Origin of the sequence: Streptomyces sp. CB02400 (assembly GCF_001905725.1) — a bacterium.
Taxonomy (GTDB): Bacteria; Actinomycetota; Actinomycetes; order Streptomycetales; family Streptomycetaceae; genus Streptomyces; species Streptomyces atrovirens.
In genome coordinates this window covers 62,008-88,462 of sequence record NZ_LIWB01000016.1, presented here as the reverse complement: position 1 = coordinate 88,462, position 26,455 = coordinate 62,008, and the positions used below count along the sequence as shown (strand labels likewise).

23 protein-coding genes and 1 pseudogene are annotated in these 26,455 nt (G+C 73.1%); 11 read left to right on the top strand and 13 right to left on the bottom strand.

The features are described from left to right. Nucleotides 1-62 precede the first annotated feature (62 nt). From AMK33_RS30610 to AMK33_RS30590, 5 genes are all read left to right on the top strand, one after another. On the top strand, nt 63-350 hold the full coding sequence (locus tag AMK33_RS30610; RefSeq protein ID WP_030871200.1) for a DUF4287 domain-containing protein: 288 nt from the start codon (nt 63-65) through the stop codon (nt 348-350). 704 nt (nt 351-1,054) lie between these two features. Further along, a complete protein-coding gene (locus AMK33_RS30605) occupies nt 1,055-2,317 on the top strand; it encodes a cytochrome P450 (RefSeq protein ID WP_073936243.1) in 1,263 nt (420 codons plus the stop codon). A gap of 47 nt (nt 2,318-2,364) precedes the next feature. Then, complete coding sequence (locus AMK33_RS30600; RefSeq protein ID WP_079195025.1) at nt 2,365-3,390, top strand: FkbO/Hyg5 family chorismatase; 1,026 nt, start codon at nt 2,365-2,367, stop codon at nt 3,388-3,390. 54 nt (nt 3,391-3,444) lie between these two features. Then, entirely contained in the window at nt 3,445-5,004 is a 1,560-nt protein-coding gene (gene cmdF / locus AMK33_RS30595) for a tyrosine 2,3-aminomutase (protein ID WP_073936241.1), read from the top strand. A 130-nt stretch (nt 5,005-5,134) separates the two neighbouring features. Beyond that, nucleotides 5,135-6,124 (top strand): hypothetical protein, encoded by a 990-nt coding sequence (locus AMK33_RS30590; protein ID WP_073936240.1) that lies wholly within the window; start codon nt 5,135-5,137, stop codon nt 6,122-6,124. A 96-nt stretch (nt 6,125-6,220) separates the two neighbouring features. On the opposite strand, the gene AMK33_RS30585 is transcribed toward AMK33_RS30590, so the two are convergent. Next, nucleotides 6,221-6,502: a hypothetical protein gene (locus AMK33_RS30585; protein WP_235618249.1), complete on the bottom strand. Its 282-nt coding sequence runs from the start codon at nt 6,500-6,502 to the stop codon at nt 6,221-6,223. A gap of 74 nt (nt 6,503-6,576) precedes the next feature. Further along, nucleotides 6,577-6,978: a RidA family protein gene (locus tag AMK33_RS30580; protein WP_073936238.1), complete on the bottom strand. Its 402-nt coding sequence runs from the start codon at nt 6,976-6,978 to the stop codon at nt 6,577-6,579. A gap of 101 nt (nt 6,979-7,079) precedes the next feature. On the opposite strand from AMK33_RS30580, the gene AMK33_RS30575 reads away from it, so the two are divergent. Further along, nucleotides 7,080-7,463, top strand: a complete 384-nt coding sequence (locus tag AMK33_RS30575) for a winged helix-turn-helix transcriptional regulator (RefSeq protein WP_073936237.1) — start codon at nt 7,080-7,082, stop codon at nt 7,461-7,463. 82 nt (nt 7,464-7,545) lie between these two features. Here AMK33_RS30575 and AMK33_RS30570 read toward each other — a convergent pair whose 3' ends face one another. Beyond that, nucleotides 7,546-9,159, bottom strand: a complete 1,614-nt coding sequence (locus AMK33_RS30570) for an MFS transporter (RefSeq protein WP_073936236.1) — start codon at nt 9,157-9,159, stop codon at nt 7,546-7,548. Between the two features lie 310 nt (nt 9,160-9,469). Here AMK33_RS30570 and AMK33_RS30565 point away from each other — a divergent pair, with 310 nt between their 5' ends. Continuing rightward, entirely contained in the window at nt 9,470-9,916 is a 447-nt protein-coding gene (locus tag AMK33_RS30565; RefSeq protein ID WP_073936235.1) for an enediyne antibiotic chromoprotein, read from the top strand. Between the two features lie 543 nt (nt 9,917-10,459). On the opposite strand, the gene AMK33_RS30560 is transcribed toward AMK33_RS30565, so the two are convergent. Both AMK33_RS30560 and AMK33_RS30555 read right to left on the bottom strand, forming a co-directional pair. Beyond that, on the bottom strand, nt 10,460-11,410 hold the full coding sequence (locus AMK33_RS30560; RefSeq protein ID WP_073936234.1) for an oxidoreductase: 951 nt from the start codon (nt 11,408-11,410) through the stop codon (nt 10,460-10,462). Between the two features lie 38 nt (nt 11,411-11,448). Then, nucleotides 11,449-11,991, bottom strand: a complete 543-nt coding sequence (locus AMK33_RS30555; RefSeq protein WP_073936233.1) for a carboxymuconolactone decarboxylase family protein — start codon at nt 11,989-11,991, stop codon at nt 11,449-11,451. A gap of 286 nt (nt 11,992-12,277) precedes the next feature. On the opposite strand from AMK33_RS30555, the gene AMK33_RS30550 reads away from it, so the two are divergent. Then, nucleotides 12,278-13,603, top strand: a complete 1,326-nt coding sequence (locus AMK33_RS30550; protein ID WP_235618248.1) for an MFS transporter — start codon at nt 12,278-12,280, stop codon at nt 13,601-13,603. 26 nt (nt 13,604-13,629) lie between these two features. Here AMK33_RS30550 and AMK33_RS30545 read toward each other — a convergent pair whose 3' ends face one another. The 3 genes from AMK33_RS30545 to AMK33_RS30535 all read right to left on the bottom strand — a co-directional run bounded on the left by AMK33_RS30545 (nt 13,630) and on the right by AMK33_RS30535 (nt 18,219). Further along, on the bottom strand, nt 13,630-14,556 hold the full coding sequence (locus tag AMK33_RS30545; protein ID WP_073936231.1) for a GNAT family N-acetyltransferase: 927 nt from the start codon (nt 14,554-14,556) through the stop codon (nt 13,630-13,632). A gap of 670 nt (nt 14,557-15,226) precedes the next feature. Continuing rightward, a complete protein-coding gene (locus tag AMK33_RS30540; protein ID WP_073936230.1) occupies nt 15,227-16,627 on the bottom strand; it encodes an FAD-binding protein in 1,401 nt (466 codons plus the stop codon). 59 nt (nt 16,628-16,686) lie between these two features. Further along, nucleotides 16,687-18,219, bottom strand: coding sequence for a methyltransferase domain-containing protein (locus AMK33_RS30535; RefSeq protein WP_235618247.1), 1,533 nt, complete (start codon nt 18,217-18,219; stop codon nt 16,687-16,689). A 430-nt stretch (nt 18,220-18,649) separates the two neighbouring features. On the opposite strand from AMK33_RS30535, the gene AMK33_RS30530 reads away from it, so the two are divergent. Genes AMK33_RS30530 through AMK33_RS30520 form a run of 3 tightly spaced genes read left to right on the top strand, consistent with a single transcriptional unit; the run spans nt 18,650 to nt 22,241 of the window. After that, complete coding sequence (locus tag AMK33_RS30530; protein ID WP_073936228.1) at nt 18,650-19,834, top strand: epoxide hydrolase family protein; 1,185 nt, start codon at nt 18,650-18,652, stop codon at nt 19,832-19,834. A gap of 34 nt (nt 19,835-19,868) precedes the next feature. Next, a complete protein-coding gene (locus AMK33_RS30525; RefSeq protein WP_073936227.1) occupies nt 19,869-21,272 on the top strand; it encodes an extracellular solute-binding protein in 1,404 nt (467 codons plus the stop codon). Between the two features lie 30 nt (nt 21,273-21,302). Continuing rightward, nucleotides 21,303-22,241, top strand: a complete 939-nt coding sequence (locus tag AMK33_RS30520) for a CocE/NonD family hydrolase C-terminal non-catalytic domain-containing protein (protein WP_327380069.1) — start codon at nt 21,303-21,305, stop codon at nt 22,239-22,241. 49 nt (nt 22,242-22,290) lie between these two features. Here the strand turns inward: AMK33_RS30520 and AMK33_RS44175 are convergent. The 5 genes and pseudogenes from AMK33_RS44175 to AMK33_RS30500 all read right to left on the bottom strand — a co-directional run. Further along, nucleotides 22,291-22,564: pseudogene (locus AMK33_RS44175) on the bottom strand (IS5/IS1182 family transposase); the annotation flags it as partial. Between the two features lie 91 nt (nt 22,565-22,655). Then, complete coding sequence (locus tag AMK33_RS30515; RefSeq protein WP_073936225.1) at nt 22,656-22,865, bottom strand: DUF6052 family protein; 210 nt, start codon at nt 22,863-22,865, stop codon at nt 22,656-22,658. Further along, on the bottom strand, nt 22,834-24,144 hold the full coding sequence (locus AMK33_RS30510; RefSeq protein ID WP_073936224.1) for a phenylacetate--CoA ligase family protein: 1,311 nt from the start codon (nt 24,142-24,144) through the stop codon (nt 22,834-22,836). Before AMK33_RS30510 ends, AMK33_RS30515 begins: the two co-directional genes overlap by 32 nt. Nucleotides 24,145-24,287: 143 nt before the next feature. Then, on the bottom strand, nt 24,288-24,929 hold the full coding sequence (locus tag AMK33_RS30505) for an anthranilate synthase component II (protein ID WP_073936328.1): 642 nt from the start codon (nt 24,927-24,929) through the stop codon (nt 24,288-24,290). A gap of 5 nt (nt 24,930-24,934) precedes the next feature. After that, on the bottom strand, nt 24,935-26,449 hold the full coding sequence (locus AMK33_RS30500; RefSeq protein WP_073936223.1) for an anthranilate synthase component I family protein: 1,515 nt from the start codon (nt 26,447-26,449) through the stop codon (nt 24,935-24,937). Between the last annotated feature and the right edge of the window lie 6 nt (nt 26,450-26,455).

The following is a 26,455-nucleotide window of genomic DNA, read 5'->3' as shown; positions in this document are numbered from 1 at the left end:
TATGCTTCAATCTGCTTAGTTGGTTCCAACGGCACGACCGACAAAGGAAGTTGGGAGAGGACATGTCCTTTCAGGCGTACCTGGACAAGATCGAGGACAAGACGGGCCTGACGCCCCGTCAGTTCATCGCGCTCGCGCAGGAGCGCGGCTACGACAGCGCGGACACCAAGGCCGGCGTCATCCTGGAGTGGCTCAAGCAGGACTACGACCTGGGCCGCGGGCACGGAATGGCGCTCGTGCACGTCATCAAGAACGGCGCGAAGATCTCCGACAAGCACGTCGGCTCGGGCGGGACCCACCAGGACGAGTCGGACACGCTCTGGCTCGACGGCAAGGCGAACCGTCCCTGAGACGGGCGCGGGACCCTTCCGGCAGGTCGGTGTCCGCGCTCCGGACGTCCGTGAGAGGACCGCCGCTCCACCGGGAGCGGCGGTCCTCTCGCGTCCGGGACTCCACCTCGGCCGGCGGCCCCCGGCTGCTGAGCGGTGCTGGGCACGCCCGAGCCGGCACCGGCGTCCGGTGACCAGGCCGGCGCGCACGCCGACGAGGTGACGGTGATCGGGCCCAGCCCGTGGACCAGGCCGTATCCGCCGACGACGGCCTGGGACCCGAAGGGCGACAGCGTGGACGGCCGGTCGGTCGAGGGCGCCGCGAGGTCGACGCGGAACCGGCCGGACGGGGAGAGAAAGGGGCCGATCGCCAGGACGGCGAGCGCGTGCCGTCGGCGGGGGTTCAGAGGTGCCTCGTCCCCCTCTGGGGGCGGGGCGGGGGCCGGCCGGGGACGGTGCGCGGCCGTCTGTGCGGGGCGCGGGAACCGTACGGCCCGGTTTCACGAGAACCTTCTCCTGACGCGGCCGGCCATGACTGCCGGTCCGAGGAGCGGGACGGACCGGCGGTTCATTCAATCCACCGGTCGCCGCGGTCACAAGCGGACTTGGCTAAGTCCGCGCGACGGGCGTTGTTCGCGGCAGCTTGCACAACTCCGCATGGACAGCGTCGGGCGGGCACGAACATCCTTCCGATGGCGGCATCCCCTTTTCAGGAAGGCTGTGCCATGGAAAGCCATCGCTCGGCGTCGCTCCTTTTCGGGGAGAAGGGCCGGCAAGGAGAAGCCCGCTCGCTGTTGTTGCGCGTTCTGGACGGCTCCGTGCGTTCCGATCCGTATCCGGTGTTCGACCGGATACGTGAGGCCGGGCCCTTGTGGTGGGACGAGTCGACCGTCGTCTTCTCCTCGTACCGGCACTGCGCGGCCGTTCTGCGGGCACCGGAGGCCGTTGTCCTGCGGGCCGATACGTGTCCTGCCGGGCGGGGCGGCCGGCCGGAGGGGTTCGCCGTCGCCGTGGCGGGCTCGGCGGAGCACGGGGCGCTGCGCCGGCTGGTGGCGCGGGTGCTCGCTCCGGAGCGGATGCGCGCCCTGGTGCCCTTCGTGCGCGGTCTCGTCGACGACCTCCTCGACGGGGTGGCGGCGCGCGGGCGGCTCGAAGTGGTCACGGACCTGGCGTATCCGCTGCCGGCGGCCGTGCTCTGCCGTCTGCTGGACCTGCCGCGGCAGGACGCGTCCTGGCTGCACCGGCAGGCGCTGCTGCTCTCCCCCGCGCTGGACCCGCATCCGCTGCTGACCGGTGCGGACCCGCCGGGAGGCGAGGCCCGTCGGCGGGCGGAGGAGGAACTGGACGCCTACCTCGGCGAACTGGTGCGCTCGCGGGGTGGCGAGGATCCGCTGTCGGTGCCCGAGGACGCGGACGGGCCGTCCTCGGCGGCGCGGCTCGCCGCCGCGTACCGGGCCCTGCTCGTCGCGGGGCACGAGACGAGCGTCGACCTGGTCTCGGGCGGCGTCCTGGCGCTGCTGCGGGCTCCGCACGTGCGGGAGGCGGTGCGGCGGGACGCCCGGTACGCGGGCCAGGTGGTCCAGGAGGTACTGCGCCTGGACCCGCCGGTCCAGCTTCTCCACCGTCATGCCGTCGCCGGTCTCGACGTCTGCGGCACGCGCGTGCCCGCCGGGACCACCCTGCTGCTTCTGCTGGCCGCGGCCCACCGGGACCCGCGGGTGTGGGACAGCCCCGAGGTGTTCTCCCCGGACGGGACCGGGGCGCCGCACGCCGCCTTCGGGCTGGGGCCGCACGCGTGTCCGGGTGAACCGGTGGCCCGGCTGATCGCCGAAACGGTTCTCACCCGGTTCACCCAGCGGGTCACCGGTGCCCGCTTCGCCACCGGCACCCCGTCCTACCGACCGAACGTCACCCTGCGCGGCCTGCGGGCGCTGTGGGTCGATTCCGACGGCTTCGGCGACCGCGGTCTGCCGTGGCCGCCCGCGTGACGCACCCGCCGCTTCGCTTCGCAGCGCTCACCCATGGGAGCAGACTCGTGACAGTCCTTCACACCGTTCCGCGCACACCGACGCTGGACTGCGTGTTCGACACGCCCGCCGGCGAGGACCGGGACGCCCTGGCCGGCCGGCACGTCCTGGCCCGCATCGTGTACGGGCACCACGGCGGGCGGCCGACGCTGTACCGGGGATCCCCCCGGCTCGACGTGCACATGATGGCCGCGCCCGCCGTCCCGTTCACGGAGACCTGGGTCACCGACCGTCCCGTGCGCTCCGGAGTGCAGGACAACCTGGTCTACGCGGAGGACGGTGAGCACTTCTTCTGCGCGGTGCGCGTCGAGGAGAGCGGCGTGTACCGCGACGCGGTGCACGCCGCCTACAGCGCCGCGTTCCGGATGGCCTGGCAGCAGGGGTACACCGATCTGTTCCGCATGTGGAACCTGATCGGTGACATCACCGGCGACAACGCCGAGGGCACCGAGATCCACCAGGACTTCCGCGCCGGCCGGGCCCTGGCCTTCGACGAGTGGTCCGGACGCTTCGAGGGCATCCCCGCGGCGACCGGCACCGGTTCCCTGGGAACGGGCATCGACCTGTACTTCCTGGCCTGCCGCCCCGGGCGCGCGACCCATCTGGAGAACCCGCGGCAGGCCCCGGCCCACCGGTACCCCGACCGGTACGGGGCCCTGTGGCCGAGTTTCGCGCGCGGCACCCACCTGGCGTCCGAGGGGTACGGGACGGGGGCCCTCTACGTGTCGGGCACGGCCAGCGTCCTCGGGGACGACACCGTGCACCCCGGTGACATCGAGCGGCAGCTGGACGTCACGCTGGCCAACATCGAGGCGCTGGTGAGCGGGGAGAACCTGCGCCAGCACGCCGTCGACGCCGGGTACGGGCTGGCGGAGCTGGACAGCGTCAAGGTCTACGTCCGTGACGCGGCGCATCTGCCGGCGGTGCGGGCCCGGTGCGCCGAGGTGTTCTCCGGTGCGGCGGACGTGGTCTTCCTCAACGTCGGTCTCTGCCGGCCGGACCTGCTGGTCGAGATGGAAGGGATCTGCCGGTGACCACCGCCCCGCCCCCTCCTGCCCGGCCGGCCCCGTCCACCTGGAGTGAGAGCGTTGACAACAGCTGACACCGGCAGCGCCACGGTCACCTTCGACGGCGAGAGCCTCACCACCGACGCGGTCGGCCGTGTCGCGGAACCGGGAACGCCGGTGGAGGTGTGCCCCGGTGCCGTCGCCAAGGTGCTCAGGAGCCGCGCGATGCTCGAGGACCTGGTGGAGCGGAACATCCCCGTCCACGGTGTGACCACGGGGCACGGCGAGACGATCCACACGCGGATCGACAAGGCGAAAGAGGTCGAACTGCAGACGAACCTGGTGCGCAGTCACAGCGCCGGGGTGGGTCCACTGTTCGCCGAGGACGAGGCCCGGGCCATCATGGCGGCGCGTCTGAACACGCTCGCCAAGGGGTACTCCGCGGTCCGTCCGGAGATCCTGGACCGCCTGGCGCTGTATCTGAACGAGGGGATCACACCGGCGATACCGGAGATCGGTTCGCTCGGCGCCGGCGGTGACCTCGTGCCGCTCTCGCACCTCGCCGGCACGCTCATCGGCGAGGGCCAGGTGCTGCGCGACGGCAAGCGGCGGGAGACGGGCAGGGTCCTGCGCGAGCTGGGCATCACCCCGCTGCGACTGCGCTTCAAGGAGGGCCTGGCGCTGGTCAGCGGGACCTCCGCCATGACGGGTCTCGGCTCCCTCGTCGTGGAGCGGGCGTTCACCCAGGTCCGCCAGGCGGAGACGGTCTCGGGTCTGCTCAACGACGTACTGCGCGGGTCCGGGAGCCCGTTCCTGGCCGAGGGCCACGACGTCGCCCGGCCGCACCCGGGGCAGATCGACTCGGCGGCCAACATGCGGACCCTGCTCGCGGGCAGCCGTCCGGTCCTGGACCACCCGGGCCCGCGCCGTGAGCCGGCGAAGGCGTACACGCTGCGTGCCGTGCCGCAGATCCTCGGGGCGGTGCGGGACACCCTCGCGCACGCGCGGGGGCGGCTGGAGACCGAACTCAACTCCGCCAACGACGACCCCCTGTTCTTCGAGGGCGAGGAGATCTTCCACGGGGCGAACTTCCACGGCCAGCCCATCGCGTTCGTCATGGACTTCACCACGATCGCGCTCACCCAGCTCGGGGTGCTCGCCGAGCGGCAGGTCGACCGGCTGCTCGACCGGCACCTCGACCACGGTCTGCCGGAGTTCCTCGTCGCCGCCGATCCGGGCCTGCACCGCGGTTTCGCCGGCGCGCACCACCCGGCGACGGCCCTGGTGGCGGAGAACCGGACCATCGGGCCCGCCAGCACGCAGAGCGTGCCGTCCGGCGGCGACCACCAGGACGTCGTCGGCATGGGCCTGATCGCGGCCCGCAACGCCCGGCGGGTGCTGCAGAACAACAACCGCGTCCTCGCGGTGGAGTTCCTCGCCGCCGCCCAGGCCGTGGACGTCTCCCGGCGGTACGACGACCTGAGTCCGGCGAGCCGGGCCACGTACGACGCGGTGCGGTCCCTGGTGCCCACCCTGGGCGTGGACCGCTCCATGGCCGACGACATCGAGCTGATCGCCGCGGCGCTGTCGCGGGGCGAGTTCCTGCGGTCCCTGAGTCAGGAGGGAATCGCGCTGCGCTGATCCGGCGTACGGCGGTGTGGGGGACGGTGCACGGCCGGTGCACCGTCCCCCACACCGCGTTCGGGGGCCCTTCGGGGCCCGGAAACACCGCACGTCCCCTGTTCCGTCCTCTTCGGTGAAAGGCGTTTCCATGACTCAAGTGACACAGCGTCCCTCCCTGGACGCCCCGGCACCGCCGCGAACCGGCACCTCGCGTACGCCCTCGTTCTTCTTCAACGGCCACGCGCCGCGACGGCGGCTGCTGGTCGCCGTGGTCAGCGCGCTGTTCGGCTTCGCCCTGACGGTGGTGTGGTCGGCGGAGTTCGTCGACAGCACCATCGGCGACAACGTCGCGGACAGCCTGCTCGGACATCACGCCAAGGACAGCCCCATCGCCGGCGCCCTGGCCGGTCTGGCCTTCGCCGTGGCGACCGGGGTGGCGGGCACGTTCACCGCGTGCAACGTCGCCGTGTTCAGCGCGCTGGCCCCGCTGACCGGCGGCCCGTCCTCACCGCGCAGGCGGCTGACCGCCGCCCTGCAGCCGCTGAGCAGACTCGCCCTGGGCGCGATCACCGTGTCGGCGCTGTACGGGGTGCTCGTCGCGCTGGTCGGCACCGGGATGCCGCAGTTCGACGAGAGCCCGTCGGGCGGCGGGCTGTCCGGCCGTCTGATCCAGGCGATGGTGGTGTACGGGCTCATCGGCCTGTGCATGCTGGTGCTCGGGCTCTCCGCGCTGGGGGTGGTGCGGGACCCGCTCGCGCGGCTGTCGCGCCGCTTCCCCGGTGCGCCGATGCTGTTCATGGGCGCCCTGGTCGGGGCGTTCCTCATCGGGCGTCCGTTCCCGCTGTTCCGGCAGCTCTTCCGGGACGCGGCCGAGAGCGGCAACCCGCTCTACGGGGCGGCGGTGTTCGTGCTCCAGACGCTCGGCAACCTCGTCGTCGTGGCGGTGCTGTTCCTCCTGGTCACCGTCGCCTTCGGGGACCGGTTGAGCCGCTGGCTGACGGCCCGGCCGAGCCGCGCCTCGGCACTGATGGCGGCGGCGTTCATCGCGGCCGGCGTCTTCATGCTCCTGTACTGGGACCTGCGGATCCTGGCCCGCCGTGATCTGATCTGGTACCCGATGGCCCCCTGGGCGCACTGAGGTACCGGCGGTGTGCGAACGGGCCGGGTGCGCGGGGTGCGTACCCGGCCCGTCGTCCTCCGGGCCGACCGGGGCCACGCACGCGGCGGGCCGGACTCAGGACGCGCCGGCGGCGTCGCCGGAGCCGGCCGTTTCCTCCTGCGCCATGCCGAGGAAGCGCCGGATCGCTTCGACCGGCATGTCGAGCCCCTCGGACGCGGACTGCTCGTCACCGAACACCTGCACGGCCTCGGCGACGGCCCCGGCCAGTTCCACCTCTGCCTTGCGGACCTTCGCCTCGGCCTTGTCCACGGTGTCGACCACCGCCAACTGGCGGCGCTGCTTCTCCTGGAGCCGCTGCTTGCGGGAAAGGGCCTTGTCAGAACTCTGCACAGACATGACCAAGATCATAATCAGTTCACGTGCGCACCCGACGCCCCCTCGTCTCCGCTCCCGGTTCCACCGGCGGCTTCTCAGGCGGGCAGCTTCGTGTCGATGACGAAGCCGATCTCGACGACCTGGCCGGGCAGGGTCAGTTCGGTGACGCCCACGACCGTGCTGGCCGGGCGGTGGTCGCCGAAGTACGCCAGGTTGCCCTCCGCCGCCGCCGTGGCGTTCTGCCGGAGGTCCACCACGTACAGGGTCTGCGAGACGATCTGGTTGCGGGTGGCGCCGTAGTGGTCCAGGACCTTGTCCATGTTGGCGTAGGTCTGCTCGAGCTGGGCGGCGAAGTCGCCCGCGTGGAGGAACTCGCCCGCGTCGTCGAACGCGAGCTGTCCGGAGACGTGGACCAGCTCGCCGGACCTGATCGCCTGTGAGTAGCCGAAGTCGCTCTCGGCCGGCACGTCGTAGCTGAAGACATCAAGGGTGGTCATGGAGCTCGCCCTTCCGATCCGCTCTCTTGTGGTTACTCGGGAACTGTAGGAGAGTGAGTGCTGACCTGGAAGAACGCACTTTTCGGTGACTGGGGAACCTCATGGTGACCAAACAACTGCTCAAGGGCCTGCCCGAGGACGCCGACCTGCGGCGCGCGGACTCCCTGGCGCGGGAGATCTTCTCGGACGTCGCCAACAAGTGGGCGCTCCTGATCATCGAGGCGCTCGGCGAGCGCACCCTGCGCTTCAACGAGGTGCGGAACGAGGTCGAGGGCATCAGCCACAAGATGCTCACCCAGAACCTGCGCATGCTGGAGCGCAACGGCCTGGTCGACCGGAAGGTGCACCCCACCGTGCCGCCGCGGGTCGAGTACACCCTCACCGAGCCGGGCCGGGCCCTGCGCACCGCGGTCGACGCCATCTGCGGCTGGACCCACCAGCATCTCGGTCACATCGAGAGCGCACGCGGCCGTTTCGACGCCTGACGCACACGCGTCCGCCCCACCCCGGGATGTCCGGGGTGGGGCGGACGCGTGTGCGGGCCCGGTGTCTCGGCGCCGGGGAGGTTCAGACCGCCGCCACCTTCGGCGCCGGCTCCTCCGCGGTCTCGGTCTCGCTCTCCGTCCCGGCTTCGGCTTCGGGCTCCGGCGGGGCCTCCTCCTGGCCGACCGGCGGGATGTGCCGCATCAGGACGACGAAGAAGGCGCCGGCGACGGCGATGAGGGCCGCGCTGACCCCGGCCACCGTGTGCAGGCCGCTGGTGAAGGCCACGCGCACGGGCTCCATCAGCGTCTCGGCGAGCGGTCCGGACAACCCCTCGGTGGCGGCCGCGGCACCGGCGACGCTGTCGCGGGCGGCGTCGGCGGCGCCCGCGGGCACGCCCGCCGGGACGGTGTCGGCGATCTCGCTGCGGTAGACGGCCAGGCCCGCGGTGCCCAGGGTCGCCACACCGAGGGCGGCTCCGAACTCGTTGCTCATCTGGGACAGGGCCCCGGCCGAACCGGCCTTCTCCGCGGGGACGGTGCCCACGACCATGTTCGTGCCCAGCGCCACGATCGGGGCGCCGCAGAAGGAGAACACGGCGAACCCGGCGATCAGCACGGCCGTACCGGAACCGGCGTCGAGCTGGGTGAAGGTGAGCAGGACGGCGGTCACGCCCGCGATGCCCGCGCCGATGACGTACGCGGGGCGGACCTTGCGGGCGATGATCGGGCACACCGCGAAGGAGACGGTGGCCGCGGCCATGCCGGGCAGCATGCCCAGTCCCGCCTCGAACGGGGACATGCCCTGGGCGGCCTGGAAGTACTGGGTCATGAAGAGCATGACCGTACCGCCGATGAGGCTGTAGGCGAGCAGGCTGAGCAGCGCGGCGGTGAACCGGCCGTGGGCGAACAGGGTGACGTCGAGGAGCGGGCTGCTCAGCCGGCGCTGGCGCTGGACGAACAGCACGCCGATGACGAGCCCGGCGGCCAGCACGGCGACGGGCAGGGCCTCCCAGCCGTTGCGGGCGAGTTCCTTGATGCCGTAGATGACCGGGACGGTGCCGCCCAGGCTCAGCAGGACGCTCGCCGGGTCCAGGCGGCCGGCCTCGGGGTTCTTGAACTCGGGCAGGACGCGCGGGCCGACGATCAGGGTGAGCACCATCACCGGGACGCCGATCAGGAACAGCGAACCCCACCAGAAGTACTCCAGCATCACGCCGCCGAGCAGCGGGCCGACGATCGCGCCGATGGTGAAGCAGCTCGCCCACAGGCTGATGGCGACCGTGCGCTGTTTGGCGTCCTGGAACATGGTGGTGATGAGGGCCAGCGTGGACGGCGTCAGGGACGCGCCGGCGATGCCCAGGAGCACGCGTGCGGTGATGAGCATGCCCGGACTGGTGGCGAAGGCCGCCATCAGGGACGCGGCACCGAACGCGGCCGAGCCGATCAGCAGCAGCTTGCGGCGGCCGATGCGGTCACCGAGGGTGCCCATGGTGACCAGGAAACCGGCGACCATGAAGCCGTAGATGTCCATGATCCACAGCTGCTGGTTGGAGTCGGCGCCGAGATCCGCGCTCAGGTGCGGCAGCGCCAGGAGCAGTACGAACACGTCGAGGGCCACGAGGAGGGTCGGCAGAGCGAGGATGCCCAGCCCGATCCACTCCTTCCGCCCGGCTTTGGGAGCACCGCCTGCAGTCATGTGCCTGTTACTTCCCCTCGTCATGGGTCGTGCGCGTGTGGATGTGGGTGTGCCGGCGCCGGTGCGAGGAGGTACGGGATGTACGCCCCCGCCCCTGCGCGTGCCCGTGTGCTGCGTGCCTCCGGGCCCACCCGCCACCGTCCTCCGGGGCCTGCCGCGCCCGCATCTCTCTGCGTGCTGAGTCCGGATGCGGAATCCGCGGGTTGCATGAAGCAACTTGGAAGATGCCCAGGCCGAAGCGGGGCCCGTAACTTCATGGACACAGCAGCCGGAACGCCCGGCTCGCCACGATCCGCAGGGAGTCAAGGACATGACCGTCAAGAACAAGCTCGGCCTCGTCACCCGTGTCGGCGCCACCGCCGCCCTCGCCCTCGGCCTGGGTGCCGCGGTCGTCCCCAGCGCGTCGGCCTCTGCCGCGGCCCCCGTCGTCTCGGTGACGCCGGCCACGGGCCTCAGTGACGGCGCCACGGTCACGCTCAACGCCTCGGGGCTGACGCCGGGGACCGTCTATCACGTGGGCCAGTGCGCCTTCGTCGAGGACGGGCAGTACGGCTGCAACAAGGCCACCGCGCTGGATGTCGTGGCCGACGCCTCGGGCGCGGTCAACACGAAGATCACCGTGAAGCAGAGCTTCGAGGCCGTGGTCGGCTCCGCCACCACTCCGTGGGGCACCGTGGACTGCAAGGTCACCGCCTGCCAGGTGGGCCTGGGCAGCGACAAGGGGGAGGGCGGTGGCCAGCTGATCTCCTTCTCCTGACACCGGGACCCGCATCGACCGCCTTCTGAGGCGCTGTCGGCTCACTGACGTCGGCCCGCTCTCCGTCCCCGCTCCGCCACGGCCCTCCCCCTCTGGGCCGCGGTGGCGGGGGCGGAGAGCCGCTTCATCTCCGTGGGTCGGTACCGAGACGGTGGCCATGTCTGCGCAGGGCGGGACGGGGCCGGCGCCGTACGGGGCAGGGCTGGACCTCCGGCGCGGGCGCGGCGGCGGCAGGAGACACGGGGGCGGGCGGCGGGGGTGTGTCCGGGGAAACGGGCCGCGGGGCGACAGGTGCCTTCGGCGGTCTCCCGGTTCCCGGCGCACCTTTCGCATCCGGCAGCCTCTCGGTCCCCGACAGAGCTTTCGTATCCGGCAACCCACCGGCCCCCGGAACCCCCTCAGTCCCCGGCAACCCCTCGGCCCCCGACAGTCCTTCGGCATCCGGCAGGCCGATGTCGAAGCTGCGCCAGGCCCAGGCCCATGCGGCGGCCCGCCGGAAGGGCCCGTCGGGGCCGTCGTCGAGGCGGGCGCCGGCCGGCGTGCTCATCGTCCGGCCGTCGTCGAGGAGCCGCCGGCCGCGGTGCGCGCCGGCGCGAGGCCGTAGCGTACGCCGATCAGCGCCTCCGACAGTTCCCACAGGCGCAGCTGCGCCGGGGCGTCACGTGACGCGCGGCTGGAGGAGGCGGGAGCAGGCGCGCCCCGGCTCTCGAACCGTTCGCCGGGGCCGAGGTAGGCCCCTCCCGGCAGGTGGGGGTCGGTGGCGGCGCGCAGCACCGGCAGCATCGCCCGCTCGGGCGGCTGGGCCAGCAGCCGCAGCGCGACCCCGCTCACCGGGCGCAGCCACGCGGGCGCCTCCCCCTGCCACAGGGCGGTCGCCGACAGGCCCGGATGCGCGGCGACGGAGAGGGTCTCGGCTCCGCTGCCGGCCAGCCGCCGCTGCAACTCCCGGGCGAACATCAGATTCGCCAGCTTCGACCGGCCGTAGGCGCTCAGCGAGCGGTGGCCGGCGCCGTCACGGGCCCGCGGTCCGTCCACGGCGCCCCGGCCGGCCCGGTGGGCGAGGCTGGCCACCGTCACCACGCGGGAGCCGGGCACCCGGCGCATCAGGTCCAACAGCAGCCCGGTCAGGGCGAAGTGGCCCAGGTGGTTGACGCCGAAGTGGGGCTCGAAGCCGTCCTCGGTGCGCGGGCGGGAGGGGAACATCACCCCCGCGTTGTTCACCAGCAGGTCGAGCCGCCGGTGCCGGTGCCGTATCCCGTCCGCGGCCCGGCGTACCGAGTCCAGGGAGGCGAGGTCGAGACGGACGACCTCGGTGCTCCCTCCGATGCGGGCCGCGGCCGCCCGGCCGCGTGCGGTGCTGCGGCAGGCCAGGACGACGTGCGCACCGCGTTCGGCGAGTGCCCGGGCCACCTCGAGTCCGAGGCCGCCGCTGCCGCCGGTGACCAGTGCCGTTCTGCCGTGCTGGCCGGGGACACCGGCCGGGGACCAGTCCATGTGAGTCCTCCTCGGGTGGTGGCACGCGCCACGGAAGGTCAGGCCGCGGCTCCGTAGCCGTGCCGGACGATGAAGTCCGCCGCGACGTCGTAGTAGGCCGGGTCGGAGGGCGCGTCGGTGGCCAGGCCGCTGACGTAGCGGTTGTACATGCAGAAGGCCGCCGCGATCAGCACCGTGTCGTGCAGGTGGGCGTCGGTGGCGCCCTCGGCGCGGGCGGCGCGGACCGTCTCGTCGGAGACGGGACGGGCGTGGGCCCGCACCTCGGCGGCGACCCGCAGCAGGCTCTTCAGCAGTGCGGGGACCGGGGCGCCCTCCGGGTCGGCGAGGACCGCCCCCACCACATCGGCACCACCCTCCAGCTGGGCGGCGGCGAACGCGCTGTGGGAACGGGCGCAGAACGGCGTGCTGTTGAGGTGGGAGACGTAGGCGGCGATCAGTTCGCGTTCGCCGCGGGTCAGGGGCGAGTCGCCGCTGCGCAGCAGCGTCTCCGCGAGCTGGTTCAGCGGGGCGCCGGTGTCGGGGCGCTGGGCCATCAGGCCGCTGATGCCGGGCAGGTCGTTGTCGATCGCGATGTGCGCCATCGGAGCACCCTTCGCTCTGGCGGGCTCGGTCGGTGCCATCGTCGTCAGCGGCCCGGAGGGCGGCCAACTCCGAGGGTGCGCACCCCTCGGTGGCCGCTGCGGGCGGTCACCGAGTGTGCGCACGCTCGGGACCCGCGACGGGCGGTCGCCGAAGGTGCGCACGCTCGGAGTTGGCCGGAACCCGTGCCGCTTTCCACGATGGGCACCGGCCGGCCGCCCCGGACAGCGGTGGCCGGACGCCCCTGCCCAGCGCCCTCCCGGGCCGCCCGACAACTTACGGAGCCCCATGCCCGCGTCCGTGCCCGCATCCATGCCCGCGTCCGTGCCCGCGCACGGGAAGGCCCACCGGCGCTCGGTCGCCGCGACGGTCGTCGGCAATTTCATCGAGTCCTTCGACTGGCTGGCGTACGGGCTGTTCGCGCCGCTGTTCGCCGCCCGGTTCTTCCCCTCCGACAACACCCTGACCTCCGTACTGGGGGTGTTCGCGGTCCTCGGTGCCGGTGTCCTGATGCGGCCGCTCGGCGGCCTCCTGCTGGGCCGGTTCGCCGACCGGCGCGGCAGAAAGCCGGCGCTGATGCTGGCCATCTCCCTCATGGCGGGCGGCTCGTTCCTCATCGGGGTCACCCCGACGTACGAGCAGATCGGGCTGTTCGCGCCGCTCGTGCTGCTCCTGGCGCGGACCGCCCAGGGCATCTCGCACGGCGGCGAGTGGCCGGCCGCGGCCACCTATCTGATGGAGGTCGCGCCGGAACGGCGCAAGTGCACGTACGGCAGCCTGTTCTCGCTGACCACCTGCGCCGGCGCGTTCACCGCCTCCCTGCTGGGCGGCGCGCTGACCGCCGCGATCGGCTCCGAGGCCATGGCGGCGTGGGGGTGGCGGGTGCCGTTCCTGGTCGGCGGCGTCCTCGGCCTGGTGCTGCTGGTGCTGCGCACCCGGCTGGCCGAGACCGACGTGTTCCGCCGCGAGGTGAGCAGCCGGGCGGGCCGCGGCTCGGTACGCCGGGTCCTGGGCGCCCACCGGCGCCAGGTCCTGCTCGCCGTCCTGTTCGTGGCCGGTACGGGCACCGTCGGCGGTACCTGGACCGCGGTCGTCCCCGCGCTGGGCGGGCGGATGGCCGAGCCCGGCACGATGATGTGGGTCGCCGTGACCGCCACCGCGTTCCTCATGGTGGTCAACGTCCCGCTCGGTCTGCTCGCGGACCGGATCGGGGCCGCCCGCTTCCTCGTCGCGGCGAGCGTGGTGTTCGCGGTGGCGGGCTCCTGGTCGTACCTGACCATGCGGGGCACCTTCACCAGTCTGCTGCTCGCCTACGGCTCCGGCGTGGTCTACCTGACGTCCGCGACCACGGTGCTGCCCAAGCTCCTGACGGAGATCTTCCCGCCGCAGGTGCGCGCCCTGGGCATCGGACTGCCCAACGCCGTGACCAGTGCGGTGCTCGGTGCCGTCATGCCGGTGTCGGCCACGTTCGCCGCCGAGCGGGACGCCTCCGGCTGGTTCATCGCCGCGGTGATGGCGGCCGTACTGATGTCGCTGCCGGCGGCGGTGCTCTCCCGCCGGCCGGACGCCGCCCGCCCCGTGTTGGGCCGGGCCGGGCTCACCCTCACCAAGTGAGAACCTCACCGGATGAGAAGAGGGGATCAGAGTTCGGGTTCCCGGTGGAAGTACGTCACCGCCCGTTCGCCGCGGACGCCGAGGTCCCGGCGCAGGGCGTCGGGGTCGAGGAGCTGGGCCGTGTCGACGGCGACGAAGGCCTGTGCGCACCCGCGCCGGCGCAGTTCCGTGAGGGCCGCCGCCACCAGGGCGAGACCCACGCCGATCCCGCGCAGGGCGGGAGCGACGGCGGCCTCCAGCACGCGGCCCCGGTCGCTCGCCGCGTGCGCCAGGACGTGACCGGCGGGGTGACCGGCGACCTCCAGGAGCAGCGCGAACCCGGAGAACTCGCCCAGCCGCCGGATCCGGGCCCGGAAGAGGGCGGGGTCGTACGTCTTGGGGACCCGGGAACGGCTGCGCAGGTGCAGGCCGTGCAGCACCTCGGCGTCCTGGTCCGGCACGGCCGGCCGGATGTGCCCGGCCGGGGGCAGGGCCGCCGACGGCGCCCCGCCCGACAGGTCGACGTCGTACTGGGTGAGCGTGGCGGCCCGTACGAAGCCGGTCTCCTCCAGGACGCGGGGCAGCACCGGGTCACCTTCGAGGACCCCGCCGACGTCCAGGCCCAGCGGGGTGCCCCGGGCCAGTCCGAGCGCGTCCGTGCGGTCCAGCAGGTGCAGGATCAGGAAGCGGGCCGCCGGGGCGCTGCGCGGGCCTGGCGGGACCGTGAGCGCCGCCTCGGCGGCGGTGTCGCCGCCGAGGGCCAGTGACGCCCAGGCCAGCAGTTCGTCGCCGGGTCCGGTCAGGCACCAGCTGTTGTCCGCGTAGTGGGGGTGCGAGAGCGTCAGCCGGACGTCCTCATGGGTGCACGTGGCCGTGCCCGTACTGCCTTCCTCGTACGCCCTGACCAGTCGCACCAGCGTGTCCACGGAGACGTCCGCGGAGCGTCTGAGGACGAATTCTCCCGGCACGGTCATGGAAATTCGTGCCCCTTCCTGGGGGATCGGTCGTGGGTCGGCGGGTCATCGCCCGGGGCGGTCGGCGACGGGTGGGCGGCGCGGACGGGAGGGCCGGGGGCGCGGCGGCGCCCCTTCCTGGTCGCGGAGCCGGCGGAAACGGGGTCGCCGGACACACCGTGGGCCGTACGGAGTCGTCAGCGTCTGCGTCGTCCGGTCCGGGCGGGCGGCGATCCGGTGGAGAGCCGGATCGTGCCGGGCGCTCGGCCGGGTAAGGCGCCGGGGCGGAGGTACGGACGCCGCGCGGCGCGGGGCCGCGCGGAAGCCATCACGGGACGGGACCGCCCGGGAACCATCACGGGACGGGACCGCCCGGGAACCATCACCGGGCGGGACCGCCCGGGAGCCGCCGCGGGGCGGCGTGGGGCGCCGGCACGGCGTCCGTCGAACGCCATGGCACCTCACCGCCCTTCGCTCCGGCCAACTCCCTTCGGCGTAGTCGGATGCTACTTGGCGAAGTGGTTCCGGATGTTCTTCCGGATTGCTCTCTGCCTTCGTGACGTGCGGGAATTGTCCCCGTCTGCCGGGCGGACGCCGGCCGGGGGCGACGTGTCCGCCGTGGCGGGGGCGCCCGCCCGGCGGAGAAACGATTTGCTCGGACACCCTCGCGGGCACCGGGCCGCCGGCCCGCCTACCGCGGTTCACGCCGGACCGGACCGGCCGCGCCGGGGGCGACGTCCCCGGCGAACACACCGTGCGGGTCGACGCGGGCCCGCACCCGGCCGACGGCGGCCGCGCGGTCCTGGTCGAGGTGGAGCTGCGGACGCCCGTACCCCTCGACCAGGGACGGCACGGTGCTCCCCGTGTCCCAGGGCGCGAGCGCCTCCCGCACGGTGGCGCAGTGGTCGTGCAGGGCCTGGACGGTGACCGGTCCGAAGGGCGGACCGGACCCCATGTACGCGTAGGCCGCGTCCACCTCGGACAGCGCGCCGCCCTCCGGGTGGGCCTCGGCGAACGCCCCGCCGAGCTGGCGCAGCGTGGCCACGGCCAGCGGTGAGCCCGACCCTTCGCCGACGGCGCCCAGGAAGGCCGCGGCACCGGCGTCGTCCAGCTCGCGCAGCAGCAGGTGGTCGCCGATGAAGGGGACAGGGTCGGCGGGGTCCATGTGGGCGTCCAGCACCCCGGCGGGCCCGGTCGGCGCCCAGGTGTCCAGCAGCGGCTCGGCGATGTCGCGCAGCGGGCCGAGGAGCCCCGCCGCCGTCTCGTGGGCCGTCGCGGTGTCCTCCGCACGGCGCGCGAGGACGGCGCCGTCGACGCAGAGCACCGGGCCGGCGGCGAGCTGCGGCGGGACGCCGGGGACCGGGGGCAGGTTCATGATGCGCAGGGACGTGGTGGCCTCGCGCGGCGCGTGGCGTGACCACGCCTGCCAACGGTCGAGCAGCGGCCGGGCGTGCGCGGCGGACCAGTAGCAGGCGCCGGTGACGACCTGTGCGACGGGGAAGAGGCCGATCTCGACACCGGTGACGACACCGAACCCGCCGCCTCCGCCGCGCAGCGCCCAGAACAGCTCGGGGTCGTTCTCGGCGTCGGCGCGCACCGACTCCCCGTCGGCGGTGACCAGTTCGACGGCGCGGACGGTGTTGACGGCGAGTCCTGTACTGCGGCCGTAGAAGCTGACGCCGCCGCCGAGCAGGTAGCCGACGACGCCGACGCCCTCGGCCGAGCCGTGCGCGGCGGCGAGCCCGTACGGGGCCGCCGCGCGGACGACCTCGCCCCAGGTGGTGCCGGCCGGGACGCGGGCGGTGCGGCGGACGGGGTCGATCTCGACGCCGCCCGCGAGTTCGGTGCGGATGAGCAGGGCGCCGTCGGCGGGCCGTACGGCGCCGGAGGCGTGCCCGGTGCTGTGCACGCGCACCGGCAGGGCGGCCCGGACCGCGGTGCGCACGGCGGCCCGTACCTGACCGGGGGTGCGCGCGATGACGGCGGCGGCCGGGCGGGGCGGGGCGGCGAGGTTGAACGCGGCGGTGGCCCGCTCGTACTCCGGGCTTCCGGGCCGGGCGAGGGCCGCCTCCCGGACGTCGGAGAGGGACATGGACGAATTCCTTCCGTAGCGGGCTTCCGTATCAGCGGCTGGGCGGGGCCGACCGGCTGTCAGGGCTCCTTGACGGCGGTGAGGAACACGAAGGTGCCCGGCCCGCTCTCCTCACGGACCGTCAGGCCCGCCTCGGTCAGCCAGCGCCTGAGGTCCCTCGGATCGAACAGCCGCAGTCCGCCCTCGTGCTGCGGGAAGCGGTGTGCCGACTGGAAGTAGCGGTAGACGGGGTCCTCGGAACGACGGAACGTCATCGCGGTGAAGGTGCCGCCGGGCCGCAGGATCCGGCCGGCCTCGGCGATGGCGGCCGGCGCCTCGTCGTAGAAGGCCTGCAGGGCGTTCCAGCACACGACCGCGCCGACGGAGGCGTCGGCGAAGGGCAGGTCGGCGGCGCCGGCCAGCACGGCGGGCACGTCGGGCAGCCGGCCGCGCAGCACGTTGAGCATGGGCAGCGAGCTGTCGACCGCGACGAGGCGGTCGGCGCCGACGGCCTCGGCGATCACGGTGGTCCACCGGCCGGCGCCGGCGGCGAGGTCGACGACGGGGCCGTCGACGGGGGTCACGTGCTCGGCGATGTAGCGGTCCTCGTCGTCGGGGGTGACGGCTCCGCCCCAGTTGGAGCCGGCGACCCGGAGGAACGAGGGGCGGGCCACGGCCTCGTAGAACAGGCCCATGCTGGGCACCTGGGACAGCTTCTCCAGGAAGTCGTCCACGCCCGCCTCCTCGCCGACGGGGGCGGTCAGGTCGAGGATGCCGCCCGCGGCCGGATAGTCCGCGGCGCAGCCGGTGCAGGTGAAGCGCCCGTCGCCCGGCTCGAGTTCCTTGTGGCAGACGGGGCAGCGCAGCGCGGCGGTGTGCGCGGCGATCAGTTCGGGTCCCGCGGCGGGGGCGGTGGCACGGGCCCGGTCGGGGACGGCGGCGGCCGGGGCGTCGGCCGGGTCGCCGTGGCACACCGCCCAGTAGGCGCGGGCCCCGGTGCAGCCGAGGACCGTGCGGGTGTCGTTGTCCCAGGCGGCCAGGAGCTGCTGCGGGCTCAGGGCCTTCACCCAGCTCTGGTCGAAGGCGACCTCGTCCTCGTTGAGGGTCCACACGGACGGCGAGGGCCACACCCGGCCCAGTCCGGGCCGGCCGGGGTCGAGTTCGCTCAGGGCGCGGTCGAGGCGGGAGAGGTCGGCCGGGTCCAGTTCCAGGCCGGAGACGGCGGCGAGGATCCGGTCCCGGTCGGCCGGGAAGTGCGACAGCAGGTAGAGCAGGGCGAGGGTCAGCGGGGTGCCGATGCCCTCGGTGCGCAGCAGCTCCAGGTACGTGTCCAGGCGGGCGCGGACCGCGCGGGCCACCGGCCCGGCGACGGTGGGGTGTTCGGACTCGGCGAGCAGGCCGAGCAGGATCGCCAGGTGCCCGCGGCGCCCGTCGCCGGCCCGCTCGAGGGCGGCGGCCAGGGCGGGTACGGCGTCGAGGGCCGACGCGGTGGGTTCGCCGTCGTCCCACACCGCCTCGACCAGCGTGCGGTAGTGGTGCTCCGCCTGTTCCGGCGCGGCGTTCACGAAGGCGTCGATCAGGGCGTCGGTGGCGTGGGCGGTGGCTGCGTTCACGGGGCGTCCTTCCTGCATCGGTGCGGCGTCACCGGCATCACCCGGCTCCCTGCGTGACCGGCGCGCTGACTTGCGCGCTGGCCTGCGCGCTGACCTGCGACGAAAGGGCCGGTCGTGGGGATGCTGCCAGCGCCGCCCGCGCCGCCGCATCTTCTGGACTGCCCTCCTTGCGAGGGTCGCGGGGCCGCCGGGCCCCGCTTGCGGGACGGACGCCGCCGGCGGGTCGCCCGGGGGCCGCCGGGACGTGCCGACAGCGCCCGCGGAAGGCCGGGGACCACGGAGCAATCGACAAGATGCGGGGCCGTTCCGCGGCGGCGCACGATACGGCTGGACGCACGTGTTTCGGGATCCGTCCCGCCGGGCGAGCCCTGTGACCTCCTTCAGTGAGCCGCGGCCTTCACGCGCGGACCGACTCTCCTCGGAGCGCTTCATGCATCCCTTCCGTATCGACATCCCGCAGGACCAGCTCGACGACCTGCACCGACGGCTGGAGGCGACCCGCTGGCCCGACGAACTGCCCGGTGTCGGCTGGAGCCGCGGGGTGCCGCTCGGTTATCTGAAGGAGCTCGCCGAGTACTGGCGCACGTCGTTCGACTGGCGGGCGGCCGAGGCCCGCCTGAACGCGCACCCGCAGTTCGTCACCGAGATCGACGGCGCCCCCGTGCACTTCCTGCACATCACCTCGCCCGAGCCGGACGCGACGCCGCTGCTGCTCACGCACGGCTGGCCGGGTTCCGTCGCCGAGTTCCTCGACGTGATCGGCCCGCTGTCCGACCCGAGGTCCCACGGCGGCGACCCGGCGCAGGCGTTCCACCTGGTCATCCCGTCGATCCCGGGCTACGGTTTCTCCCGCCCGCTGCCGGAGAAGGGCTGGGACACGGGCCGTATCGCCCGTGCCTGGGCCACGCTGATGGAGCGTCTGGGGTACGACCGGTACCTGGCGCAGGGCGGTGACGCCGGCGCGGTGATCTCCCTGGAGCTCGGGCGGATCGATCCCGAGCACGTCATCGGCGTTCACGTGAACATGCTGATGACCTTCCCCTCGGGCGATCCGGCCGAGCTCGCCGGGCTCGGCCCGGCCGACCAGGCCCGCCTGGGCAAGCTGGCCCGCTTCGACGCGGAGCTGTCGGGCTACATGAAGGTCCAGCAGACCCGCCCGCAGACGCTGGCCTACGCGCTGACCGACTCGCCGGTGGGCCAGTTGGCCTGGATCGTGGAGAGGTTCCTGGACTGGACCTCGGCCGAGCAGCGGCCCGAGGAGGCTGTCGACCGCGACCTGCTGCTGACCGTCGTGTCGATCTACTGGCTGACGGCCACGGCCGGTTCGTCGGCCCAGTTCTACTTCGAGGGCGCCGAGGGAGTACGGGCCGCCGCCTCGGGCGCGGTTCCGCCGCCGCTGACGGTGCCGGTGGGCGTCGCCGTCTTCCCCGACGACATCTTCGTGCCCATCCGGAGCCTCGCCGAGCGCGACCTGCCCAACCTCACGCACTGGACCGAGTTCGAACACGGCGGGCACTTCGCCGCGATGGAACAGCCGGCCGAACTGACCGGCGACATCCGCGCCTTCGCCCGCTCCCTCACGTCCGCCACCGCCACCGCCACCGCCGCCGCCTGAGCCGACACCCGTTCAGACAGAGAAGAGGCCGTACATGACCACCCCGACCGTGATCGACGTCTGGCTGGGCGACCTGACCTTCCCCGGCTACATGGACCGGCTGCACCGGCTGGGCGCCGAGTTCGAGAAGGCCCACCCCGAGTACCGGATCAACATCGAGGGCCGGGACTTCCGCAACCTGTCGAAGGAGATCGCCGAGGCGGCCGAGGCGGGCCGCCCGCCGGCGATCGGCGAGTTCTACTTCGCCGTCACCCAGGCCGCGTACGACATGAGGACGAAGGACGGCGAGCCGCTGTTCACCTCGGTGCAGCAGGCGATCGCCGGCCGCACCGAGATCCTCGGCGAGCCGGTCGTCGTCGACGACCTCCTGCCGGCCGTGCGCGAGCACTACTCCCGCGACGGCGACCTGGTCTCGATGCCCGCCGTGGTGACGGCGATGCTGATCTACGGCAACCAGGACCTGCTGCGCGCCGCCGGTGTCGAACACCTGCCCACCACCTGGGAGGAGCTGGAGGCGGCCTGCCAGGCGGTCGCCGCGCTCCCGGACGGCCCGAGCCACGCGGTGACCTGGGCCAACCACGGCCTCTTCTTCCAGCAGGCGCTCGCCGTCCAGGGCGGGCACCTGGCCGACCACGACAACGGCCGCTCGGGTCGGGCCTCCCGCCTGGACCTGTCGTCCAAGGAGATGCTCACCTTCGTCGAGTACTGGCAGCGGCTGCACCAGGAGGGCCACTACCTGTACACCGGCAAGATCCCGGACTGGGAGGGCAACCTCAAGGCCTTCGCCGACCAGGACGTGGCGCTGCGCATCACCTCGTCCAACGACCTCAACTACATGGCCCAGGCGGCCGAGCACGCCGGGTTCGGCATGACGGTCGGCCGCTTCCCCGGCCGGGCGGGCGAGCCGTACGGCGGGAACATCATCGCCGGCACCTCGCTGTGGCTGACCGCCGGTCTCGACGAGGTGACACAGGACGGCGCGCTGGCGTTCATGCAGTTCCTCAACAACCCGCGCAACGCGGCGGACCGCCACATCGCGAGCAGCTTCGTGCCGGTGACCCGCTCCTCGTACCGGCTGCTGGAGGACGAGGGCTGGTTCGAGGCGAACCCCTACCACCGGCTGGCCAGCGCCCAGCTCGGCAGCTACACCGAGGGCGAGGGCGTGCCGCCGTGCCGGGGCGCGCTGTTCGGCGACTTCGCCGGCGCGCAGGACGTGATGACCCGCGCGATGGGCGACGTCCTGCTGCAGGGCGCGGACCCGGCGTCCCGGTTCGCCGAGGCGACCGCGGAGGCGCAGGAGCTGCTCGACGCCTACGAGCGCGACCGCGTCGACAACGGCGTGCGCAGCCCCGAGAGCCTGCGGGTGGAGTACTTCACCGGCGCCGAGGCCTACACGGGCGCGCAGCTGGAGAACGCGGTGCGCGGCAGCAACGGCTGACACCGGACACGCTTGAAGGGGCGCCCCCGGGTGGGGGCGCCCCTTCCGCGTGATGGTCGTCCGCCCTCGGTTCGATCATGGCTCGGTTCACCAGGAGCCAGTGCCGGCCGTGTCCGGTGCACCAGTTCCCGCGAGAGCACCCGGTCCGTGGGCTTCCTTCCTCGAGAACTCCGCGACCTGCTCGTCCGCGTCCGTCCGGAAGGGCGACATGGGCGCGGCCTTCTACGAGAACGGCACCCGCCATCTGGCCTCCATCGGCGCGCTGAAGTCCTCAAGGAGGAGCAGAACGGCATCGAGGACGAGCCGCAGATCACCAGCGAGGTCATGCACACCCGTGCACGGCACGCCTACGCCGACTGGGAGGAGTTCGCCGGAGAACCCCAGCGGCTCCACCTGGGCGCACCGCAGCCCGGCAGCAGGCGCGGCCCGCTGACCACCGACCGGCCCTCCGCGTGGGGCCTGCCGCTCCAGGCCGGGCCCAGCACTCCGGCGAGGGTGGCGGACGCCGTCATCCTCAGCGGACTGCTGGAGCGGTACGTTCTGCCCAAGCGGTACCTCACCAACCACTTCGACCAGGGCACCGCCCAGCAGAACGCGGGCATCTGGACCACCGGCCCGGCAGGCTTGGACGGCATGCGGCTGCGCGGCGCACTCCGGCTGCGCCCGAACCTGGCCTCCGACGCCGACAAGGCCACGGTCATGGCCTACCTGTTCGCCATCGACCCTCTCGGCGGCGGCTACATCCTCAGCCACGCCCCGTACACCTGCCACAAGGGGCAGGCCGGCACCCCCGTCACCGCCGAGTTCGACCTCCGGGCGACGGACTCCTTCCTGCCCGCCGGGTGGCGCCTGATGCTCGTCGTCGACACCGCCGACCCCTTCCACGACGACGCCAACCAACCCGGCACCGTCACCACCGTCACCTCGGGGGACGGCCGGGCAAGCCACCTGGACCTGCCCCTCGCCTGAGCGCCTTCCGGGATCCCCCGGCCGTCCGAGCGGGAGAGACCGCAGCGCGCAGCAGGGTGCCGTCCAGGATGACGAACATCTTCTTGCGGACCGTCTTCATCGCCTCGGACAGAACGGGGGCGAGGGCGGCCAGGACGTCGATGGCCTCGCGTATGCGGCGGTACCCGGTCGCGGTCCCGGTACCGGACCCGGCGGCGAGCCCGACGTCCCGTCGTCAGCCGGCGCCACCGCGTACCGGTCTCCCGTGGCCGGGAGGCGAACTGCCGGGCCGGACACCGCAGGGTCCGACCGGACGGGTCGATGGACGACGGGTGGACAAGCACGCGAAGCTCCTGGCCCGGCACGGGTGATCCTGGTCGTGAACCCGTCCGTCAGGAGCTTCGCCGTCGCGCGGGAGCGGCCGACTCGCGGCCGTCAGGCCACGAGGACGCGGGTGGGCTCGCGGTAGTAGTCGAAGTCGATCGCCTGGCCGTCGAGGGCCAGGCGCAGTTCGGCCAGGCAGGTCCGTACCGAGGCGAGTACCGCGGGCACCTGGACGGTGTCCGCGAGGTGGGTCAGGGTGCGGTAGCTCTCGATGAGGTGGAGCTCCTGCTCAGCCGTGAGGGGTGAGGACGCGTTCGTCATGGAGTCGTGCCGCCTTCCATTGTGATCGGGGCAGGCTGCCGGCGGGGGCGAGCTCCACCACGGGACGGATGCCGATCTCGCGCTTGAACTCCTCCGCGATACGGCCGCACAGCGCGTCGGCGGCCGGGCCGGCGAGTTCGCCCGCGTCGACCCTGACGTGGACGGTGTCGAGCCCGCGTACGGTGCGGATGGACGACTGGAACTCGTTGACCTCGTCGAAGGAGCGGACGACGTCCTCGATCATCACCGGGGTGACGGACACCCCGCGGATCTTGCGCATGTCGTCGACGCGCCGCAGGATGCCGCCGTCGTAGAAGTCCCAGGTGCGGCCGCAGCCGCACTCGGTGTGCGGGCGTCTGACGACGATGTCCTCGGTCCAGTGGCGGAAGAGCTGGACGCCCTCGCGGGAGAGTCCCGTGGTGACGCGGACGCCCTCCTCGCCGTAGCCGACGGGCTGCTTGGTGTCGGGGTGGAGCACCTCGTCGTAGCAGGACTGCTCGTTGATGTGGCAGGCGTTGCGCCGCGAGGGGCACTCGAACATGAAGACGCCGCCGAACTCGGTGGTGCCGGCCGCATTGAAGACGCGGGCGCCGAAGGCCTCCTCGATGGTGCGGGTGGTGAAGTCGGAGCGCGGCTCGGCCCCGGCGAGGATGATCCGTACGTTCGCCTCGCGGGCGAGGTCGACGCCCATCTCGCGGGCCGTCTCGATCAGCCGCATGGCGTAGCTGGGGGTCAGGCCGAGGACCTCGATCCGCTGCTCCACCAGCAGGCGGACGCGGGTGCGGGAGTCGAGGCCGCCGGAGGGGAAGACGGTGCAGCCCATGCGCTCCAGCGCGTAGTGCATGCCCCAGAAGCCGGCGAGCAGGCCGTAGCCGAAGCACACCATGCCCTTGTGGTGCGGGCGCACCCCGTTGGCGTACAGGGCGGTGCAGAAGGTGTCCACGCACCACACCCAGTCGCGTTCGGTGTCGAAGGTGCGCACCGGCGGGTTGCCGCTGGTGCCGCTCGTCTGGTGGTGGCGCACGCCCAGCGACGGGTCGAGCGAGGGCCAGGTGCCGTACGGCGGTGCCTGCTCCTCGGCGGCGAGCAGGTCCGCCTTGTACAGCAGCGGCATCCGGGCGGTGTAGTCGGCGAGCGAGGTGATGCCCTCGGGTATGCGGGCGTTCCAGAACGGTGAGGAACGCCGGGCGTGGTCGAGGGCGCGGCTGAGGCGCCGCCACCGCCAGGACTCCAGCCGTTCGCGCGGCATGGTCTCCGCTGTGCTGTTCCAGTAGTCCACGTGTGTCTCCCCCATGTACGCCCGGCGGCTGGTGACACCGGGAATCCTGACGCCCGCCGGCCCGGCGGCGCATCTTTGCGCGTGCGGTCCGTGGCCGGTGGCCTGAAGCGGCCTCAGGCGGTCTCAGGCGGTCTCAGGCGGTCTCAGGCGGCCGTGACGGTGGCCGCCCGGGTGGTGAACTCGTGTACGGCGCGCAGATAGTTGGTGATGATGTCCATGCCGTGGTCGGTGCGGAAGCTCTCGGGGTGGAACTGGACCGACTCCACGGGCAGGGTGCGGTGGCGCAGCCCCATCACATAGCCGTCGTCCGCCGAGCGGGCGGTCACCTCCAGGCAGTCCGGGACGCTCTCCTCGGGTACGACGAGGGAGTGGTAGCGGGTCGCCTCGAACCGGTCGGGCAGGCCGGTGAACAGACCGTGTCCGTCGTGGCGGATCCGGCTGGTCTTGCCGTGCACGAGGTGCTCGGCGGGCACCACGCTCGCGCCGTAGGCGCGGCCGACGGCCTGGTGGCCCAGGCACACCCCGAGCAGCGGCAGACGCCCGGCGAAGGCCCGTACGAGTTCCACGTGGCCCGACTCGTCCGGGTGCCCGGGGCCGGGACCGAGGAGGATGCCGTCAAGGCCCATGGCGGGCACGTCGGCCGGGGTGAGCGCGTTGGAGCGGACCATGAGGGGGACGGCGCCCGCCGACATCAGGTACTGGCGCAGGATGTCGACGAAGCTGTCGAACGCGTCGACCACCAGGATCCGCGGGGGCGGACCGGAGGCGGGCCGGACGGTGAACATCCGGGTCACAGCAGTTCCTTTCCGGTGACCGCCCAGTGGGCGGCGCTCATCTTGGCCAGCGTCTCGCGCCATTCGGCACGGGGATCGGAGTCGGCGACGATGCCCGCGGAGGCGCGGGTGCGGTACACGCCGTCGCGGTGGAACAGGGTGCGGATGCACAGGGCGAGGTTGGTGTAACCGCCGACGTCGAGGACGCCGAGGGCGCCCGCGTACAGGCCGCGGCGGCTGCGCTCGACGGACTCGATGATCTCCATGGCCCGGATCCGGGGGGTGCCGGTCATGGTGCCGGCGGGGAACAGGGCGGCGATCGTGTCGAAGGCGTCCTTGTCCGGTTCGGCCTCCCCCAGCACGGTGGACACCAGGTGCAGCACGTGCGAGTAGCGCTCGACGGTGAGCCGGTCGGGCACCTGGAGGGTGTCGGCGCGGCAGATCCGGCCGATGTCGTTGCGGCACAGGTCGACGAGCATGGTGTGCTCGGCGATCTCCTTGGGGTCGGAGGACAGCCGCCGGGCGCCGGCCTCGTCGTCCCCGGTGCGCGGCAGCGTGCCGGCGATGGGCCGCATGGTGACGGTGCCGTCCTCGATCCGCACGAACAGCTCGGGGCTCGCACCGATGACGCACTGGCCCGCCAGGCTCGCGAGGTACATGTACGGCGAGGCGTTGCGCCGGCGCAGCCGCTGGTAGACGTCGGCCGGGCGGGCCGGGGAGCGGATGGTCAGCTCGTGCCCGATCTGCACCTGGTAGATGTCGCCGGCCGCGATGTGCTTCAGGCAGCGTTCGACGTCGGCGGCGAACAGGTCGGGCTCGCTGTCGTCGGTGACGACGGATGCGGGGAAGGTGTCGGCGGCCGGCTCGGGATGGGTCTCCCCGGCCCGCGCGAGCAGGCCGAGGACGCCTCCCTGGTCGAGGGGTTCCCAGTGCGCGGACTCGTGCAGCAGCAGCTCGGCCCCGCCGCCCTCGAGGTCGGCGACGACACAGCCCTGGTGCAGGACGAGGTGGACGTCGGGCAGGTCGGGACGCTCCTCGATGAGGTGCGGGAGGTCCTCGACGTAGCGGACGGCGTCGTAGCCGAAGTAGGCGAGGAAGCCGAAGCGGAAGCGGCTGGCCGAGCCCTCGGCGTCGAACATCCGCTGGGCGGTGCGCAGCAGCGCCCACAGGTCCTTGAAGGAGCGCAGCCGCACGGTGGCGTGCCCCGTCCCGTCGGCCGTGTCCGCCGTGTCCGCCGCGTCGTGCGCGAGCAGCGGCCGGGCGCGTTCCAGCAGCAGCCGGACGAGGCCGGGACGGCCCGCGACGCGCACCGTCCCGTCGGTGACGGACAGCGACAGCAGGGTGCCGAAGCCGGCGAACTGGTAGCGGCGGTCGCGCAGCGGGCCGGCGGCGGACTCCAGGAGGTACACCTGGTCGGGCCCGAAGCGCTCGGCGAGGGCGCGGTAGGCGGGGAGCATCGCCGGCTGGGGCAGGGCCCGCGCGTGTGTCGTCACGCGGACCGGGGCGGGCGCCGCCGGATGCGGATCGGTCATGGCAGG